At 34.1% G+C, this 16,636-nt stretch carries 16 protein-coding genes; 12 read left to right on the forward strand and 4 right to left on the reverse strand.

The window, feature by feature from the left end; genetic code table 11:
- The first annotated feature begins 19 nt into the window (after positions 1 to 19).
- From FLACOL7796_RS14060 to FLACOL7796_RS14085, 6 genes are all read left to right on the forward strand, one after another.
- Entirely contained in the window at positions 20 to 1,048 is a 1,029-nt protein-coding gene (locus tag FLACOL7796_RS14060; RefSeq protein WP_173971398.1) for a hypothetical protein, read from the forward strand.
- A 405-nt stretch (positions 1,049 to 1,453) separates the two neighbouring features.
- Complete coding sequence (locus FLACOL7796_RS14065; RefSeq protein ID WP_173971399.1) at positions 1,454 to 2,341, forward strand: DUF808 domain-containing protein; 888 nt, start codon at positions 1,454 to 1,456, stop codon at positions 2,339 to 2,341.
- Between the two features lie 337 nt (positions 2,342 to 2,678).
- Positions 2,679 to 3,089: a hypothetical protein gene (locus FLACOL7796_RS14070; RefSeq protein ID WP_173971400.1), complete on the forward strand. Its 411-nt coding sequence runs from the start codon at positions 2,679 to 2,681 to the stop codon at positions 3,087 to 3,089.
- A gap of 176 nt (positions 3,090 to 3,265) precedes the next feature.
- Positions 3,266 to 3,511, forward strand: a complete 246-nt coding sequence (locus tag FLACOL7796_RS14075; RefSeq protein WP_173971401.1) for a hypothetical protein — start codon at positions 3,266 to 3,268, stop codon at positions 3,509 to 3,511.
- On the forward strand, positions 3,512 to 3,802 hold the full coding sequence (locus FLACOL7796_RS14080) for a type II toxin-antitoxin system RelE/ParE family toxin (protein WP_173971402.1): 291 nt from the start codon (positions 3,512 to 3,514) through the stop codon (positions 3,800 to 3,802).
- 98 nt (positions 3,803 to 3,900) lie between these two features.
- The gene (locus FLACOL7796_RS14085; protein WP_173971403.1) at positions 3,901 to 4,788 is read left to right on the forward strand and encodes a carbon-nitrogen hydrolase; all 888 of its coding nucleotides are present in this window, start codon (positions 3,901 to 3,903) and stop codon (positions 4,786 to 4,788) included.
- A 123-nt stretch (positions 4,789 to 4,911) separates the two neighbouring features.
- On the opposite strand, the gene FLACOL7796_RS14090 is transcribed toward FLACOL7796_RS14085, so the two are convergent.
- Together FLACOL7796_RS14090 and FLACOL7796_RS14095 are read right to left on the reverse strand one after the other, a co-directional pair.
- Entirely contained in the window at positions 4,912 to 6,180 is a 1,269-nt protein-coding gene (locus FLACOL7796_RS14090; RefSeq protein WP_173971404.1) for an OmpA family protein, read from the reverse strand.
- Between the two features lie 220 nt (positions 6,181 to 6,400).
- A complete protein-coding gene (locus tag FLACOL7796_RS14095; RefSeq protein WP_173971405.1) occupies positions 6,401 to 7,921 on the reverse strand; it encodes a choice-of-anchor I family protein in 1,521 nt (506 codons plus the stop codon).
- A gap of 187 nt (positions 7,922 to 8,108) precedes the next feature.
- On the opposite strand from FLACOL7796_RS14095, the gene FLACOL7796_RS14100 reads away from it, so the two are divergent.
- On the forward strand, positions 8,109 to 9,149 hold the full coding sequence (locus FLACOL7796_RS14100) for an agmatine deiminase family protein (RefSeq protein WP_173971406.1): 1,041 nt from the start codon (positions 8,109 to 8,111) through the stop codon (positions 9,147 to 9,149).
- Between the two features lie 187 nt (positions 9,150 to 9,336).
- Complete coding sequence (locus FLACOL7796_RS14105) at positions 9,337 to 10,521, forward strand: endonuclease/exonuclease/phosphatase family protein (protein ID WP_173971407.1); 1,185 nt, start codon at positions 9,337 to 9,339, stop codon at positions 10,519 to 10,521.
- Between the two features lie 106 nt (positions 10,522 to 10,627).
- On the opposite strand, the gene fahA is transcribed toward FLACOL7796_RS14105, so the two are convergent.
- Entirely contained in the window at positions 10,628 to 11,911 is a 1,284-nt protein-coding gene (fahA, locus tag FLACOL7796_RS14110; RefSeq protein WP_173971408.1) for a fumarylacetoacetase, read from the reverse strand.
- 108 nt (positions 11,912 to 12,019) lie between these two features.
- Between fahA and glyA the strand changes: the two genes are divergently transcribed.
- The 4 genes from glyA to FLACOL7796_RS14130 all read left to right on the forward strand — a co-directional run bounded on the left by glyA (position 12,020) and on the right by FLACOL7796_RS14130 (position 15,855).
- Positions 12,020 to 13,294: a serine hydroxymethyltransferase gene (glyA, locus tag FLACOL7796_RS14115; protein ID WP_173971409.1), complete on the forward strand. Its 1,275-nt coding sequence runs from the start codon at positions 12,020 to 12,022 to the stop codon at positions 13,292 to 13,294.
- Positions 13,295 to 13,432: 138 nt separating this feature from the next.
- Complete coding sequence (miaE, locus tag FLACOL7796_RS14120) at positions 13,433 to 14,020, forward strand: tRNA-(ms[2]io[6]A)-hydroxylase (protein WP_317168349.1); 588 nt, start codon at positions 13,433 to 13,435, stop codon at positions 14,018 to 14,020.
- A gap of 274 nt (positions 14,021 to 14,294) precedes the next feature.
- The gene (locus FLACOL7796_RS14125; protein WP_173971411.1) at positions 14,295 to 15,335 is read left to right on the forward strand and encodes a GMP reductase; all 1,041 of its coding nucleotides are present in this window, start codon (positions 14,295 to 14,297) and stop codon (positions 15,333 to 15,335) included.
- Positions 15,336 to 15,357: 22 nt separating this feature from the next.
- Complete coding sequence (locus FLACOL7796_RS14130; RefSeq protein WP_173971412.1) at positions 15,358 to 15,855, forward strand: GNAT family N-acetyltransferase; 498 nt, start codon at positions 15,358 to 15,360, stop codon at positions 15,853 to 15,855.
- 280 nt (positions 15,856 to 16,135) lie between these two features.
- On the opposite strand, the gene FLACOL7796_RS14135 is transcribed toward FLACOL7796_RS14130, so the two are convergent.
- Positions 16,136 to 16,636: pentapeptide repeat-containing protein (locus FLACOL7796_RS14135; protein WP_173971413.1), on the reverse strand; the 501-nt coding region annotated here is incomplete at its 5' end.

Genomic DNA, 16,636 nt, shown 5'->3' on the forward strand with positions numbered 1-16,636 from the left:
TCAAACCGTAGAAAAATATATGAAAAAAATTACTCTCTTATTATTACTATTAAGTTCATTTACAGTTTTATTCGCTCAGGCTCCTCAAAAAATGAGTTATCAATCTGTTATTCGTAAAGCAGATGGAACATTAGTAGCGAGTGCTCTAGTAAGTATAAAAATCAGTATTATATTCGATACTGCAAATGGTAACCCTAGTTATATTGAAACACAAACTGCAACAACAAACAATAACGGATTAGTAACTATTGAAATAGGTGGCGGAACACCCGTTACAGGAACTTTTGCAGCTATAAATTGGGGTGCCGGATTGCATTTTATAAAAACAGAAATTGACCCAACAGGAGGAAGTAACTACACAATCAGTGGAACCAGCCAACTTTTGAGTGTACCTTACGCGTTATACGCCGGTAGTAGTCAGAATAAAGGAAAAACAAGTATAGTAATAACAGGTGACATTACTGATGCACAGGCAGCAGCGCAAATAAGGTCTGAGTTTGGACCATATACAGAAAATGTCTATATAAATGGTACTACCAATTTAACCACTGTAGATTTATCTGTAGTAGAAAAATTAGTTGAATTGTCTGTAATTGATAATTCAAATCTGGTGAGTATAAATGTTGCTAATTTACGAGAAGTTTATAATGATTTTGATGTCGCTGATAACCAAAAATTAAGTGCAGTAATATTTCCGGCTTTAAAAAAAGTATTGGGAGCTGATACAAGTATTCAGAATAATCCATCTTTAACATCTATTTCTTTCCCTTCTTTAACTCAGGCAAGTGGTCTTTTTTTTAGAGAAAATCATAGTCTGGCTTCTATTAATTTACCATCACTGACCTCTGTTAGTGGCACAACGCTTTTGAGAGCTAATGCGCTTCCAAGTTCGCAGGTTAATTTGATTTTAAGCAGATTGTTAAATCTTACTAGTACAAAAAATTATATCGATATATCGGGTCAAATTCCACCCGCTCCTCCAACAGGACAGGGAATTATTGATAAAGCAACATTAATAAGCAGAAACTACACTGTTAATACTGATTAATTTAACACATAAAACTTCATTAGAAATAATGAAGTTTTTTTATTTAAACTGAATCCGTAAATCATGAAACTTTTTTTAAAAGTGATATAAATAGATTCACGGATTAAAGTAAGAACTTTACTTTCATAAAAATTAATTACAAATCAATAAAAAACAAATACCATGAATAATATATTTAGAGGATTATTAGCAGGTTACGGAGCAAAAAAATTAGGCGGAGGGTGTTTTGGTACTATTTTCGTTTTTATAATTATTTGGGTGCTTTTAGGGCAATGTAGTTAATTTTAGACTAAAAAATAACCAAAAAAAGTCTTAGATTAGCACCTATAAATAACCAAACTTGTACATTAAATTGATTACTCAATGTCAATGAATTACACAGTTTTTAAAACCAAATAAAATACAATGGCATCAGGTTTTTTCGTATTATTAGATGATATCGCAGCAATTATGGATGATGTTGCAGTAATGAGTAAGATTGCAGCAAAAAAAACAGCCGGGATTTTAGGCGATGATTTGGCTGTAAATGCTGAGAAAGCTTCAGGCTTTGCGTCATCTAGAGAGCTTCCGGTATTGTGGGCAATCAGTAAAGGTTCGCTTCTTAATAAAATCATTATTTTGCCAATAGCATTTTTATTAAGTGCCTTTTTACCAGTAGCCATCATCGTAATACTTGTACTTGGAGGACTATTTTTAGCCTACGAAGGAGCTGAGAAAATTTACGAATTTATATTTCCGCACAGTCATGAAGAATCAGCAGGAATAACCGAAGAAACTTTAACAGAAGAACAAATTCTGGAAGCCGAAAAAGGAAAAGTAAAATCAGCCATCATAACCGATTTTATTTTATCTGTCGAAATAGTAATTATTGCCCTAGGTACAGTAATTGACGAGCCACTTGCGCAGCAAATCATTGTAACATCTATCATTGCTTTAGTAGCAACAGTTGGTGTTTATGGCATTGTTGCCCTTATTGTTCGAATGGATGAAGCAGGTTATAAATTGATTAAGCTTAGTAAAAACGAAAAAAGCATATCAAATTTTATAGGGAATGCATTAGTAAAAGCCCTTCCACTGGTAATTAAAGGTTTAACCGTAATTGGTACAATAGCTTTAATTCTTGTAGCAGGCGGAATCTTTGTGCATTACATACCGTTTTTTCATCATTTAGTGCCTCAAATAAAATTACCTTCTATCATAAAAGAATTTGTAATTGGGTTGGTATTAGGATTCGTAGTTTTAGGATTTGTAAACCTGTTCAAAAAACTATTTAAAAAGAAAGAAATCGCATAATAGTGATCACTATATTTGTATCAAAACACTGGTCGAAAGGCTGGTGTTTTTTTTAGAAGCCAAGCAATCATTTTCAAAAAGACCATTAGTCCCGCTATCCACTATAGCTTTTTATCCGTTAAAAAATGGCTAAAAAGGATGCCGTTCCTATCGGGGCTATGCCAGAAAAATTTAATTTTCATCAGAAATAACTGTTGTTTCGTGATTTTTTTTATTCTGTTAAGTTTTTGATATTTAATTGTTTATTATTTTTGTGCAATTATTTAACAGATTACTAAAGCAACCAATGCAACTCTTTTGCATCTTCATAGTAATTAACACTTAATTATTATTTTATATGAAAAATTTTAAATTTAAATCAGTTATTGTAGTATTATTTTTAGCAACAGCATTAATTTCTTGCAGTAATGATGATGATAAACCAGGACCTAACCCAGTAGTAAGAGTAGCATCAGTAACAGCAATAGATGGTCCTGCAACAGGAAAGGTAGATCAGGAATTGAGTTATGATATCACTTTTGTAGCAGACAATGCTTGCGCAGAATTCAGTAAATTTAATGAAACAGTTATTGAGGATGTAAAAGGATTACAGGTTGAAGTAAAATACCCATCAGAAGTATGTACATTACAAGTTCCGAATCCTAAGAAAACGGTATACAAATTCAAATCAGCTGTAAAAGGAACTTTTGAATTCAAATTCAAAAAATCAGATAAAGAATTCGTAACTAAAAAAGTGGTTATTGAATAATTAGGTTACTTAGATAAATTTTTGGTCAGAAAACCATTTTACAAATATTTTAAAATATTGTAAAATGGTTTTTCTTTTTTTTTATGAGAGCTAAATTTGGCTGTATTTTATAATTAACTGATTCAAAAAAAAACGATTTAAAAATTACTATCTTTGATTCATTAAAGATTATGATTATGGGAGCTTTAGAATTAAGAGATAGTGTTTTAGAATATATAAATACTGCAGATGAACGTCTTTTGAAAGTTGTTAAAGCAGTTATTGAAAGTTATCAGGAGGAAGAAATAGTCGCTTTCTCAGTTGAAGGTAAACCAATTACAAGAGGTGCTTATAAAGCTGAATTAGCAAATGCAAAATTAGAGATTCAAAAAGGAGAATTCATTTCTCAGGATGATTTAGAAAAAGAATCTGAGAATTGGTAAATGAGCAAGGTAAGAAAAGTAATTTGGACCAATACAGCCAAAGATCAATTAAGAACAATATATAATTATTACAAAGAAAAATCACTTCAAGGCGCAATCAATGTAAAAAATGATATTTTATCCAGTACTAAAAATATTCATTTTATAGAACAATACCAAAAGGATGAAATTGAGCCTGAATACAGAAGGATTATTGTTAGAGATTATAAAATATTATATATAGAAGAGAACGAAATTGTTTATATTGCTAGAATATTTTCAACAAAACGAGATTCTGTAAAACAGATATAAAAGAGCTGAAAGGCTCTTTTTTTTATAGTGTGAAGTTAACAAAAGGTACTTTGCCATTCCTCTAAAAATTACTATTTTTGCACTCTAAATTTTATGTCATGCCGAAAAGAAAATATAAAATCGCCGTTATTCAGTTAAATCTAAATGACGTTGCCGAAAATAATCTTAAAAAATGTATCAGCTGGGTAAAAGATGCTGCCGCTAAAGGTGCCGAAGTGATCTTATTACCTGAATTATATAGTAGTCATTATTTTTGCCAAAGCGAAGATGTAGACAATTTTGCATTAGCAGAACCACTTTACAGTACTTCATTTATTGCTTTTAGCGAATTGGCAAAAGAATTAGGAGTGGTAATTATTGTTCCTTTCTTCGAAAAAAGAATGGCTGGGATTTACCACAATAGTGCCTATATTATTGACACTGATGGTACAGAAGCTGGTTTATACCGCAAAATGCACATTCCGGACGATCCGCACTTCTATGAGAAATTCTACTTTACTCCTGGAGACTTAGGTTTTAAAGCTATTGAAACTAAAAAAGGAAAAATCGGAACTCTTATTTGTTGGGATCAATGGTATCCGGAAGCAGCTCGTATTACAGCATTAAAAGGAGCTGAGGTGTTGTTTTACCCAACAGCTATTGGATGGCATCCAAAAGAAAAAGAACAATACGGAGAAAACCAATACGGTGCCTGGATGAATGTTATGAAAGGTCACGCTGTTGCAAATGGAGTTTTTGTTGCCGCTGCAAACAGAATTGGTCTAGAAAAATATATCGAAGGAACAGAAGGAATTCAGTTTTGGGGAGCATCATTTATTGCGGGACCTCAAGGTGAGATTTTAGCTCAGGCTTCTCACGATCAGGAAGAAATTCTAATTGCCGAAGTTGATTTAGATCTACAGGAAAATGTACGTCAGAACTGGCCATTTTTCAGAGACAGAAGAATTGATGCTTTTGGAGATATTACAAAAAGAGCAATTGACTAATTCAGTTAATTTATAAATACAAAAAGGACGAAATTTATATTTCGTCCTTTTTTATTTTCCTTAAACAAAAAAAATCCGCTTCAGAATATTCCGAAGCGGATCTTTAAAAAATATATAATAAGATTATTTTACTTTAAAAGTAACTCTTCTTACGATTTGACGAGCTTCTTTAGAATTTTTGTTCACAGAAGTATCTTCACCGTTAGCAATTACATTTAATCTTGAAGCATCAATTCCAGCATTTTGTGCTACTTTTTTCACAGCTTCAGCTCTTTTTCTTGATAATTCAGTGTTGTAACTTGAACTTCCAATTTCGTCAGCATATCCTACGATATCTGCAGATTTTCCTGGATTGTTTTTTAAGTATTTCACTAAGAAATCAACACCAGATAAAGAAGCATTTGTTGGTTTAGAAGAGTTAAAGTCAAAATATACATTAACATAACCTCCGTTAATCAATTCTTCAACAGTATTATTTGTTGCTGTACTTTCAGCACCTTTTTTAACATAAGTTTTGTCTAAGTAGCTTTCTAATTCATCCGGAACACCATTTTGGTTGTTATCAATAGATTGTCCTTTAGTATTTACAGCAACTCCTGAAACAGTATTAGGCTCTAAATCGTATAGATCAGCAACACCATCTTTGTCAGTGTCAATAAGACCAGTTTCGATTGTAGTAACTCTGTTTTCTAATTGGTTTAATCTTTCATTTTCTTCAGAATACCAGTCAGCATGTTTTTCGTTTTTACCTAAGTAGAAAGTCAAACCAATAGAGGCATTTAATAATACACCATCTAATGAACCTGTAGTCGGAACTCCGTGACCATCAAAGTTGTGATTTTGTCTTCCGTTAACAATACCAGTAAGATCTCCTGTTAAAGCAACTCTGTTACTTAATCTAACTTGTCCGGTTAATCCCATGATTCCATGAGCCATGTAATCTTTTCCGTCAAAACCGTCATCATTGCTTAATTGAGAAACACCAAAACCACCATGTGCTAATAAACCAAAAGTGTTTGTCCAGGTTTCAAAGTTTAAAGCTCTACCAAGGTTAATAACCCCTTGTAAACTTGCTCTGTAATATTTGCTGTCGAATTCCGGCGTGTTATCGCGTTCGTGAAATTGGTCATATCCAACATCCAGTTTCAAACCAAATTTAGGATTAAACATATATCTTACACCTAAATCTGCGTGAAACGGACTAGCAGTTTCTGTAGAATAACCTGGGGTTAATGCTCTAAGAGGTTTGTTTAAACCACCATTTAACTCTAAAGACCATTTATTGTAAGAAGGTTTTTCAATTGTAGGTTGAGCTGATGTCGTTGCCATATTTTGTGCACCCGCAGCGAATGTTAGTAGTAAAAGCGATACTGAAGCTAATTTCTTTTTCATGATATCCAAATTTTAATTTAATTGTGATTATTACGAGTTTTTCGTTTTAAACTCAGGACAAAATTATACTACGAGTTTTAGAATGTGTTCTATTTGCTCTTACATAATTCCCACCTTTTGGGTTTTATTTATGTAAATACGTTAAAAGAATCAAAATTTTAGAGCAAAAAAAAGAGCTAAATATAAATTTAGCTCCTCTTTAAAATTGTAAATGTGAAAATTATTTTAAATCTGGTTGGTATATTTTTATCGTTCCATCTCCCTCACTACTAACGACTAACAAACTTCTTTTGTTTGGACTTTTAGAAGCCGGAATAAATAATATTCCTTCTGGAGCATCACCAGTTTTTACTGTTTGTAAATATTGAGGCGAAGTAGGATTCGTTACATTATAAGTCATGAAAGCGTCGGATCTTTCCAGGCCAACAAACAGAATATTCTGACTTCCCATCTTAACAGCTACCACAGCTTCCGGTTCAGAACCTTTATCATCGCTGCGTTTGTCGTCATAAGTTCCTAGATCATTTGTTTTTTTATCTACATCATTTTTACTGTCGTAAACAATTTTTCCAGTATTTCCGTTCCAGATCGAGAAAGAACGAGCTCCAAAAGCTACTAATTCATCAAGATCTCCATCGCCGTCAGTATCACCCATATCAGCCACAAGATTTAATCTTCCTAAATTAGCATCTAGTTTTAAGGTAGCAGCATCAGGAAAAACAGTTGCATCAAATTTCATGCTTTTCATACGTTTAATGTCTGTGTTAGCTGTATATTCTCTAGCGTCACCTTCATTCGCTGTAACGAAATAAGGAACGTTATTAGAAGAAAAATGGCTAATTCCGTCAGGCATAAACATTCCTTTTACTTTCCACGGATTAAAAGCTATTTTATCGTCGCTGTCGCTTACATCAATTGCATTTTCGGCAGTATTGAAATTTTTAAATCCTAAAGGATAAATAGCCGTGATAGTTTTAGAAGTCAAATCTACTTTTGCTACTCCATTATTTTCCTGTAATGTTACCCAGGCAGTTTTAGAATCATCAGAAATAGTAACATATTCAGGTTCAATATCCTGAGCAAAGCTTTTTGCAGCTTTAGAAATTCTGAAACCTTCTTTTTTAAGGGCTTCGGCCTGACTGCTGAAAGAAGTAAAATCTAAAGTTGTAACAGCATAATTATTAGTTACTTCTATAATAGAAATCGTTCCAATTGGATCTTGCGAATAATCAGTATTTGGTTCACCCTCGTTAGCTGTCATAATATATTTTCCGTCAGGCGAAAATGTAATCATATCCGGCAAAGCACCTACGGTAATTTGTTTAATAACACTATAATCGGTAGTATTAAAAACAACTACTTTACCGTTTGCTTGCTTGTTTACTGTAGATTCTAATGCAACGGCTAGTTTTCCCTCAAAAACTGCCACACTATTAGAAGCTCCTTCATATGGAGTCAAATCTATTTTACCAATTTTAACTGGTTTTGTCGGATCAGTTAAATCAATAACATCAATTTGGTTTGTTCCGCTATTATTTACTGTAAAAAGTTTTTTTGTTTTTTCGTCGTAGGCAGTGATTTCCGCAGCACCTTCGCCACCAATAGTTATAGAGGCAATTTCTTTAAAAGACCCTGGATTTTCGTTTAAAAGAACTTCTTCTTCTTTTTTAGAATTTTCATCATTATTACAGCTTACCATAATAGATAAAGCGGCTAATAGTGAGATACTTAGTTTTTTCATTTTGTGTGTGTTTTAGTTTTGCCAAATGTAATTAGGAGATTTTGGTCGTATATTAAGCCTTCATTATTTAATCTTTAACTTAATTTTTAGAAGATAATTTGTCTTAAATTGATATGATTTTGGTTCTGCTATTTTATAATCCTGCCGAATGCTTATCTTTGTACACTTTCAAAATTAGAAACGTTTTATGTCAACAAATAATAGAAGATTTCCAGCAGAATGGGAAAAACAACAAGGAATTGTATTGTGTTTTCCACATAATGGTAACGACTGGCCAGGAAAATACGAGGCTGTTCAATGGGCTTTTGTAGAATTTATAAAAAAAGTAGCCACTTTTGAAACTGTTTTTTTGGTTGTAGCCGATGAAAAGCTAAAAGAAAAAGTAGCCGAAATGCTAGAAAGAGCACGCGTGAATATTGCGAATGTATCTTTTATCATTCATAAAACAAACAGAAGCTGGATGCGTGATTCTGGACCAATTGTTGTAAAAAATGGTTCGAAAAGAGAAGCATTAAATTTTAATTTTAATGGTTGGGCAAAATATAAAAACTATCAGTTAGATAAATTTGTTCCGGGTAAAATTGCCGATTTTATTGATGTTCCCTTATCTCAGGTAATGTATAAAGGAAAACCGGTAATTGTAGAAGGCGGAGCAATTGATGTAAACGGACGAGGAACTTTATTAACCTCTGAAGAATGTTTGATGCACCCAACAATTCAGGTTCGAAATAAAAACTTTACCAAAGAAGATTACGAAGCTGTTTTTAAAGAATATCTTGGAGTTACCAACGTAATTTGGTTAGGCGATGGAATAGAAGGAGATGATACTCACGGTCACATCGATGATTTATGCCGATTTGTAAACGAAGATACGATTGTAACAATTGTTGAAACAGATAAAAATGATGCGAATTACAAACCGTTACAAGACAATTTGAAACGTTTGCAAAATGCAAAATTAGAAGACGGAAAATCACCAACAATCGTAGCATTACCAATGCCAAAACGTGTAGATTTTGAAGATTTAAGATTACCGGCAAGTTATGCCAACTTTTTAATCTTGAATAATTGTGTTTTGGTTCCTACTTTTAATGATAGCAATGACAGAGTTGCATTAAATATATTAGCGGAATGTTTCCCTGACAGAGAAGTAATAGGAATAAGCTGTATCGATTTTATCTGGGGATTTGGAACTTTACATTGTTTAAGCCAACAGATTCCTGCATAAAAAAAATAGTCGCATTAATCTGTAATAAAATTATCAGGTATACAGAGACTTTCTTATATCATTTGAGCTGTCACCAAAAGTGGCAGCTTTTTTTTATTGTATATTTAACAGACAGATTTGCTGTGTGTCCCAACATCCTTCTTATATTCGTATGTTCAACAATGCAGAAATGCAGATTTAATTTTATATGAAGAAAATATTTTTTATCCTTTCCGTGCTTTCTTCCGGAGCTTTATTTTCACAGTCTGAGTCGCAGGAAAAACCAGAACTTACATTTGCTACCTATAATGTGAGTATGGAAGCTGATAATTATTCTCCGAAAGGCGCAATGGGAAAATCGGAGCAAATATTGATTTCTCAGCTTAATTCAGGGCGTAATACTCAAATCAGAAATATTGCTCAGATTATTCAAACCGTTAGACCAGACGTTATTCTGTTAAATGAATTCGATTACATTAAAGACCCTGAACTTGGAGTGAAGGCATTCATCAAAAATTACCTGAATGTGAGCCAGGGCGGAGTGGCGGCTATTGATTATCCTTATTACTATTATTCAACAGTGAATACTGGCCAGCCAAGTCCTTACGATTTGAACAATGATGGAAAGTTAAATAATTTTGGAAATGACGCATGGGGATTTGGTATGTATCCCGGGCAGTATGGCATGATGCTTTTATCTAAATATCCTATTGATGTTAAGGCAGTTCGTACTTTTCAGCATTTTAAATGGAAAGATATGCCAGGAGCATTGCTTACCAAAAAAGCAGATGGATCGAATTGGTATAGTAAGAAAGCATGGAAGGAATTTCCATTATCTTCAAAATCTCATTGGGATGTTCCTGTAGAGATTGGTAATAAAATAGTTCATGTTTTAGTCAGTCATCCAACTCCTCCTACTTTTGATGGTGATGAAGATCGAAATGGCAAAAGAAATCATGATGAAATCCGGTTCTGGAGAGATTATATTTCAGACAATTCGGCTTCGTATATTTATGATGATAAAGGAGTAAAAGGTGGTTTATCTCCAGATTCTCGATTTGTCATAATGGGTGATCAAAATGCCTCACCAGTTGAAGGAAACGCCATTAGAGAAGGTATAAAGTCTTTAATAGACAGTCCGAAAATTAATAGCGACTTTACACCTGCTAGTAAAGGCGGTGCTGAATATAGTCCTGAAAATGCTTTTGGAGTTAATCATACAGCCTTTTGGAGAATGCGAGCTGATTATGTATTGCCATCAAGATTAGGTTTTAAGGTTCTCGCCAGTGGTGTATTCTGGCCTGCAAAAGGTGAACCAATGTCAGCATTAGTTGAAAAACGAGAATCAAGTTCAGATCATCGTTTGGTTTGGGTAAAAATGATTTTGGAATAAAAACTTTTTCTTTCAAATTTTAGTTAAATATAAAGCATAAAAAAACCTTAGTTCTCACTAAGGTTTTTTTTATTTTCTAGATATCTTCAGATGCTTTATCTGCTCTTCATGGTCTGATAAATGGAGGTAAAAGTTGGCTGGCAACTTCACCAAAACCAAGTCTCACTTCAGCATTTTCGCAAAAACCTCTAATAATTACAGTATCATTATCTTCGATAAACTTACGTTCGCTGCCATCGTTTAATTTCAGTGGATTTTTTCCTCCCCAAGTCAATTCCAACATCGAGCCAAAACTGTCCGGAGTAGGACCAGAAATAGTTCCAGAACCCATCATATCACCAGAATTTACACGACAACCATTAGAAGTATGATGTGCTAATTGCTGACTCATTGACCAGTACAAATATTTAAAATTTGATTTAGAAACCACAGTTTCTTCAGCATCTTCAGGTTTAATAGAAACTTCAAGATGAATATCAAATGCTTTTTTCCCTTTAGTTTGTAAATAAGGTAATGGCGAAGGATCTTGTTTAGGACCTTTAGTTCTAAAAGGCTCCAAAGCATCCATAGTTACAATCCACGGAGAAATTGATGTAGCAAAGTTTTTAGCTAAGAATGGTCCAAGAGGCACATATTCCCATTTCTGGATATCGCGCGCGCTCCAGTCATTCAATAAAACCATTCCAAAAATATAATCTTCGGCTTCGTAAGTTGGGATATTTTCTCCCATTATATTTACGTCAGTGGTAATAAAAGCTGTTTCTAATTCAAAATCAACCAAACGAGACGGTCCAAAAACCGGATATTTTTCTCCAGCCGGTAAAGTTTGTCCCATTGGTCTGTGAACCGGAATTCCGGACGGAACAATAGTAGAACTTCTGCCATGGTATCCTACAGGTATATGTAACCAGTTTGGTAATAAAGCATTTTCAGGATCGCGGAACATTTTTCCCACGTTCGTAGCATGTTCTTTACTCGAGTAAAAGTCAGTATAATCACCAATTAAGACCGGTAATTGCATCTCAACATCGTCGATTTTAAAAATAACAATATCGCGATCTTTTGTTGAATCTCTTAGTTGCGGGTTGGTTTCGTCGAAAATATCAGCGATGCGATTTCGAACTAAACGCCATGTTTTTTTTCCATCAGAAATAAAATCATTAAGCGTGTCCTGCATGAACATATCATCAGTTAAATCTATTCCTGCGAAATAGTTTAATTGTTGTAGAGCCCCTAAATCTATAGCGTAGTCGCCAATTCGTGTTCCTACTGTAACGACATTTTCTTTGGTAAGAAATACACCGAAAGGAATATTTTGAATAGGGAAGTCGCTATTTTCTGGCACTTCTAACCATGATTTTCTTTTGGTATCGTTAGCGGTTATTGGCATGTGAATGTTAATTATTTGTTGAAAAATTCTATGTCAAATATATCATAATCTAGCAGTTTGACAAACGTTTTTTTGTATTTTTGCAGGAAATTAACGAAAAACGAAAAAATGCAACGCGACGAACAAATTTTTGACCTTATACTAGAGGAACAAGACAGACAAATTCACGGATTAGAACTTATCGCTTCAGAGAATTTTGTAAGTGATGAGGTAATGGAAGCAGCTGGTTCTGTTTTAACTAACAAATATGCTGAGGGATATCCTGGCAAAAGATACTACGGAGGTTGTGAAGTAGTTGACGTTATTGAGCAAATTGCAATAGACAGAGCAAAAGAATTATTTGGTGCTGAATATGCAAACGTTCAGCCTCACTCTGGATCTCAGGCGAATACAGCAGTTTACCATGCATGTTTAAATCCTGGAGATACGATCTTAGGTTTTGATTTATCTCACGGTGGTCACTTGACTCACGGTTCTCCGGTAAACTTTTCAGGTCGTTTATACAAGCCTGTTTTTTACGGTGTAGATGCTGAAACAGGTCGTTTAGACTATGATAAAATTCAGGAAATTGCAACAAAAGAGCAGCCAAAATTAATCATCGCAGGAGCATCAGCTTATTCTCGTGATATGGATTTTGCACGTTTCAGACAAATCGCTGATAGCGTAGGAGCAATCTTGTTTGCTGATATTTCTCACCCTGCAGGTCTTATTGCAAAAGGATTAATGAATGACCCGATTCCTCATTGTCATATCGTTTCTACAACAACTCACAAAACTTTACGTGGACCACGCGGAGGTTTGATCTTGATGGGGAAAGATTTCGAAAACCCACAAGGTTTAAAAACTCCAAAAGGAGAAATCAGAATGATGTCATCTTTATTAGATCTTGCTGTTTTTCCAGGAAACCAAGGAGGACCATTAATGCACATTATCGCTGCTAAAGCTGTTGCTTTTGGTGAAGCATTAAAAGATGAGTTCTTTACATATGCAATGCAATTGCAAAAAAATGCAAATGCTATGGCAGATGCTTTTGTAAAAAGAGGATACAAAATTATTTCTGGAGGAACTGATAACCACATGATGCTTATTGACTTAAGAAATAAAAATATTTCTGGTAAAGAAGCTGAAAACGCATTAGTAAAAGCAGAAATTACTGTAAATAAAAATATGGTTCCATTTGATGATAAATCACCATTTGTAACTTCAGGAATTCGTGTAGGAACAGCTGCAATCACAACTCGTGGTTTAGTTGAAGAAGACATGGAAACTATCGTAGCACTTATCGATAAAGTATTAGCTGATCATACCAATGAAGCTGTTATCGAAGAAGTAGCAAACGAAGTAAATGAAATGATGAGCGAAAGACCAATTTTCGTTTACTAAAAATCAGTCATAAAGTCTTAAAGTCGAAGGTCGAAAGTCTTGAAATGGAATGTAAAATTCTATTTTAGTTTTGATCTTCGACTTTTTTTGACTTTACAACTTTCGACTTTACAACTTTAAGACTTATAAGAAATGGGCATACTAAGATTACAATTACCAACAGATCCAAGATGGGTAAACATTGTAGAAAAAAATATTGAAGAAATCCTTACAGATCACGCTTGGTGCGAGCAAAAAGCAGCAACAAACGCGATTACAATTATTACGAATAACTCAGAACACCAGGATTTGGTTAAAGATTTATTGGCTTTAGCCAAAGAAGAAATCGATCATTTTGAGCAAGTTCATAATATCATTATCAAAAGAGGATTAAAACTAGGACGCGAGCGCAAAGACGATTATGTAAATGAATTGTATTTATATATGAAGAAAAGCGGCGACGGAAGCAGAGTTTCCGGTCTTGTAGAAAGATTATTGTTTTCTGCGATGATCGAAGCCAGAAGCTGCGAACGTTTTAAAGTTTTATCTGAAAATATTCAGGATGAAGAATTAGCCATTTTCTACAGAGAATTAATGGAAAGCGAAGCAGGACATTACACAACCTTCATCACATACGCCAGAAAATACGGAATAGGAATCGACGTTGAAAAACGTTGGAGAGAATGGTTGGCGTACGAAGAATCTATCATCACAAACTACGGAAAAGGCGAAACGATTCACGGGTAATTTTTTAGTCTCAGTTTTCAGTCTCAGTTTTTTTAGTGTTCAGGACAGTCGCAGTCTCAGTCGCAGTTTTCAGTTTGTCACGTTGAGCGAAGTCGAAACGCGCTCCAATAATAAAGTTTTCAAAAAAAAAGAAAATCCGCGTTTTCGCGATAGCGAATCCGTGTCATCCGCGTGCCAATTAAGCGCAAAGTTTTAAAAATCTAAAATCTATCCCGAAGCCTCGGGACAGCAATCTAAAATTTCTTATATTTGAGAGTAACCAAAACGTAAAGCCATGAGAATAGAAACGGATCTGAAACTAGGGTTTAAAGATGTAATGATTCGGCCAAAAAGATCTACATTAAAAAGCAGATCAGAAGTTTCGCTTGAGCGGAATTTTAAATTTTTGCATTCTACCACAATCTGGACAGGAATCCCGATTATGGCGGCCAATATGGATACCGTTGGTACTTTTGAGATGGCGAAGGTTTTGGCAAAAGAAAAGCTATTCACAGCCATTCATAAACATTATTCGTTGCAAGAATGGAATGATTTCCTGAAAAATGTTACGCCGGATTTCTATGATTATATCGCTATTAGTACAGGAACAGGAAAAGAAGATTTTGCGAAAATCGGTCAAATTATAACCGCAAATCCGTTGCTGAAATTTATCTGTATTGATGTCGCTAATGGTTATTCAGAGCATTTTGTTCAGTTTTTAAAACAAACCCGAAAACAATATCCCGATAAAGTTATTATTGCCGGAAATGTGGTTACCGGCGAAATGGTAGAAGAATTGTTATTGGCTGGAGCCGATATCGTAAAAGTAGGTATTGGACCAGGTTCAGTTTGTACCACTCGCGTAAAAACAGGTGTAGGATATCCGCAACTTTCGGCTATTATAGAATGTGCAGATGCTGCGCACGGTTTGGGCGGACACATTATAAGTGATGGCGGATGTAAAACTCCCGGAGATGTTGCTAAAGCTTTTGGCGCAGGTTCAGATTTTGTCATGTTGGGTGGAATGCTCGCAGGACATACTGAAAGCGGAGGAGAGTTGATCGAAATAAACGGCGAAAAATTCAAACAATTTTACGGAATGAGTTCTACAACAGCAATGGATAAATATGTTGGAGGAGTTGCAGAATACAGAGCCAGCGAAGGAAAAACAGTTCAGGTACCTTTTAAAGGCCAGGCTATCAATACCGTTTTGGACATTTTAGGCGGATTAAGAAGTACTTGTACTTATGTAGGTGCTTCGAAATTAAAAGAATTAACAAAACGAACGACTTTTATCCGCGTAAGCGAACAAGAAAATCAAATTTTTACTAAGTAATAAAAGCATTTTAAATAGAATTATGATTACGATTACAGCAGCAACAATACACGATATTAAGCAAATTCAGAATATAGTAAATATTACTTGGCCCATTACTTACGGTGAAATCCTATCAAAAGAACAATTAGATTATATGTTGGGGCTTTTTTATTCTACTGAAGCTTTAAACGAACAATACAATAAAAAAATACAATTATTTTATATGATTGATGAAGATGAAACTAATATAGGTTTTATCGGAATTGAACATAATTATAATGGAGAAACAGTAACGAAAATTCATAAAATCTATCTTTTACCGGAAACACAAGGAAAAGGAATTGGTAAAAAAGTTATTGACGAAATTGGAAAATTAGCTTTAGAAAATAATTCAAAAGCATTGTTGTTAAACGTAAACCGATTCAACTCTGCTTTAGGTTTTTATAAAAAAATAGGCTTTGAAGTTAAAGAAGAAGTTGATATTGAAATCGGAAACAGTTATTTGATGGAAGATTATGTGATGGAGAAGAAGCTGTAAAAGTAATTTTCAGCATTTTTGTCATTTCGAGGAACGAGAAATCCTCGCAAGTAGCTCCGTTCCTAATAATCAATCTTTGTAGAGTTTCTTACGAGGATTTCTCGTTCCTCGAAATGACAAACTAGGATTAAAATGCTTGTATATAAATGATTGTCTAGTGTTGTAAATTAATTTTAAGCCCAAATTTACCAATTGACACTAATTCTTAATGTCTAGTTTACTTTGTGAAATTAATTTTCACAAACCAATTCGTGTAAATTCGTGAAATTCGTGTTTGTTTTTAACTCACAATCACATCATGCTTAAACAGCAATCCTTTTACTTCCTTCAAAGCAAAAACAGCTTTCTTCAGTTTGGTTTTTGATGGATCAATCGTATAATTATAGCTCGTTTTAAAATCGGCTTTGTTGGCGATGGCTTTGTCGAATTCTGAGCGGTACAAGTCGCAATTGTCAAAAAGAACACTGGTAAGATCTGCAGCCATAAAATCGACCGCAATTAAACTGCAATTGGTAAAGGTTGTTCCTTTTATTTTTAAAGTATAAAACTTCGAAAAATCTAAAGTACAATTATAAAAATGAACTTCGAAAATGAGTTTGTCGCACATGGCAAAATTCACTTCTTTAATTTCGCATCGGTTAAATGTGGCTGTTTTAAAAGCGACATAATTTATTTTTGCCTCATTAAAAATGCAATCATTAAAAACACAATCGATAAAAGTAACGGCTAAAAAAGTGCAGGCAGAAAAATTACAATTATTAAAAATACAACATTCAAAATC

This window comes from Flavobacterium bizetiae (assembly GCF_902804475.1).
Classification (GTDB): Bacteria; Bacteroidota; Bacteroidia; order Flavobacteriales; family Flavobacteriaceae; genus Flavobacterium; species Flavobacterium bizetiae.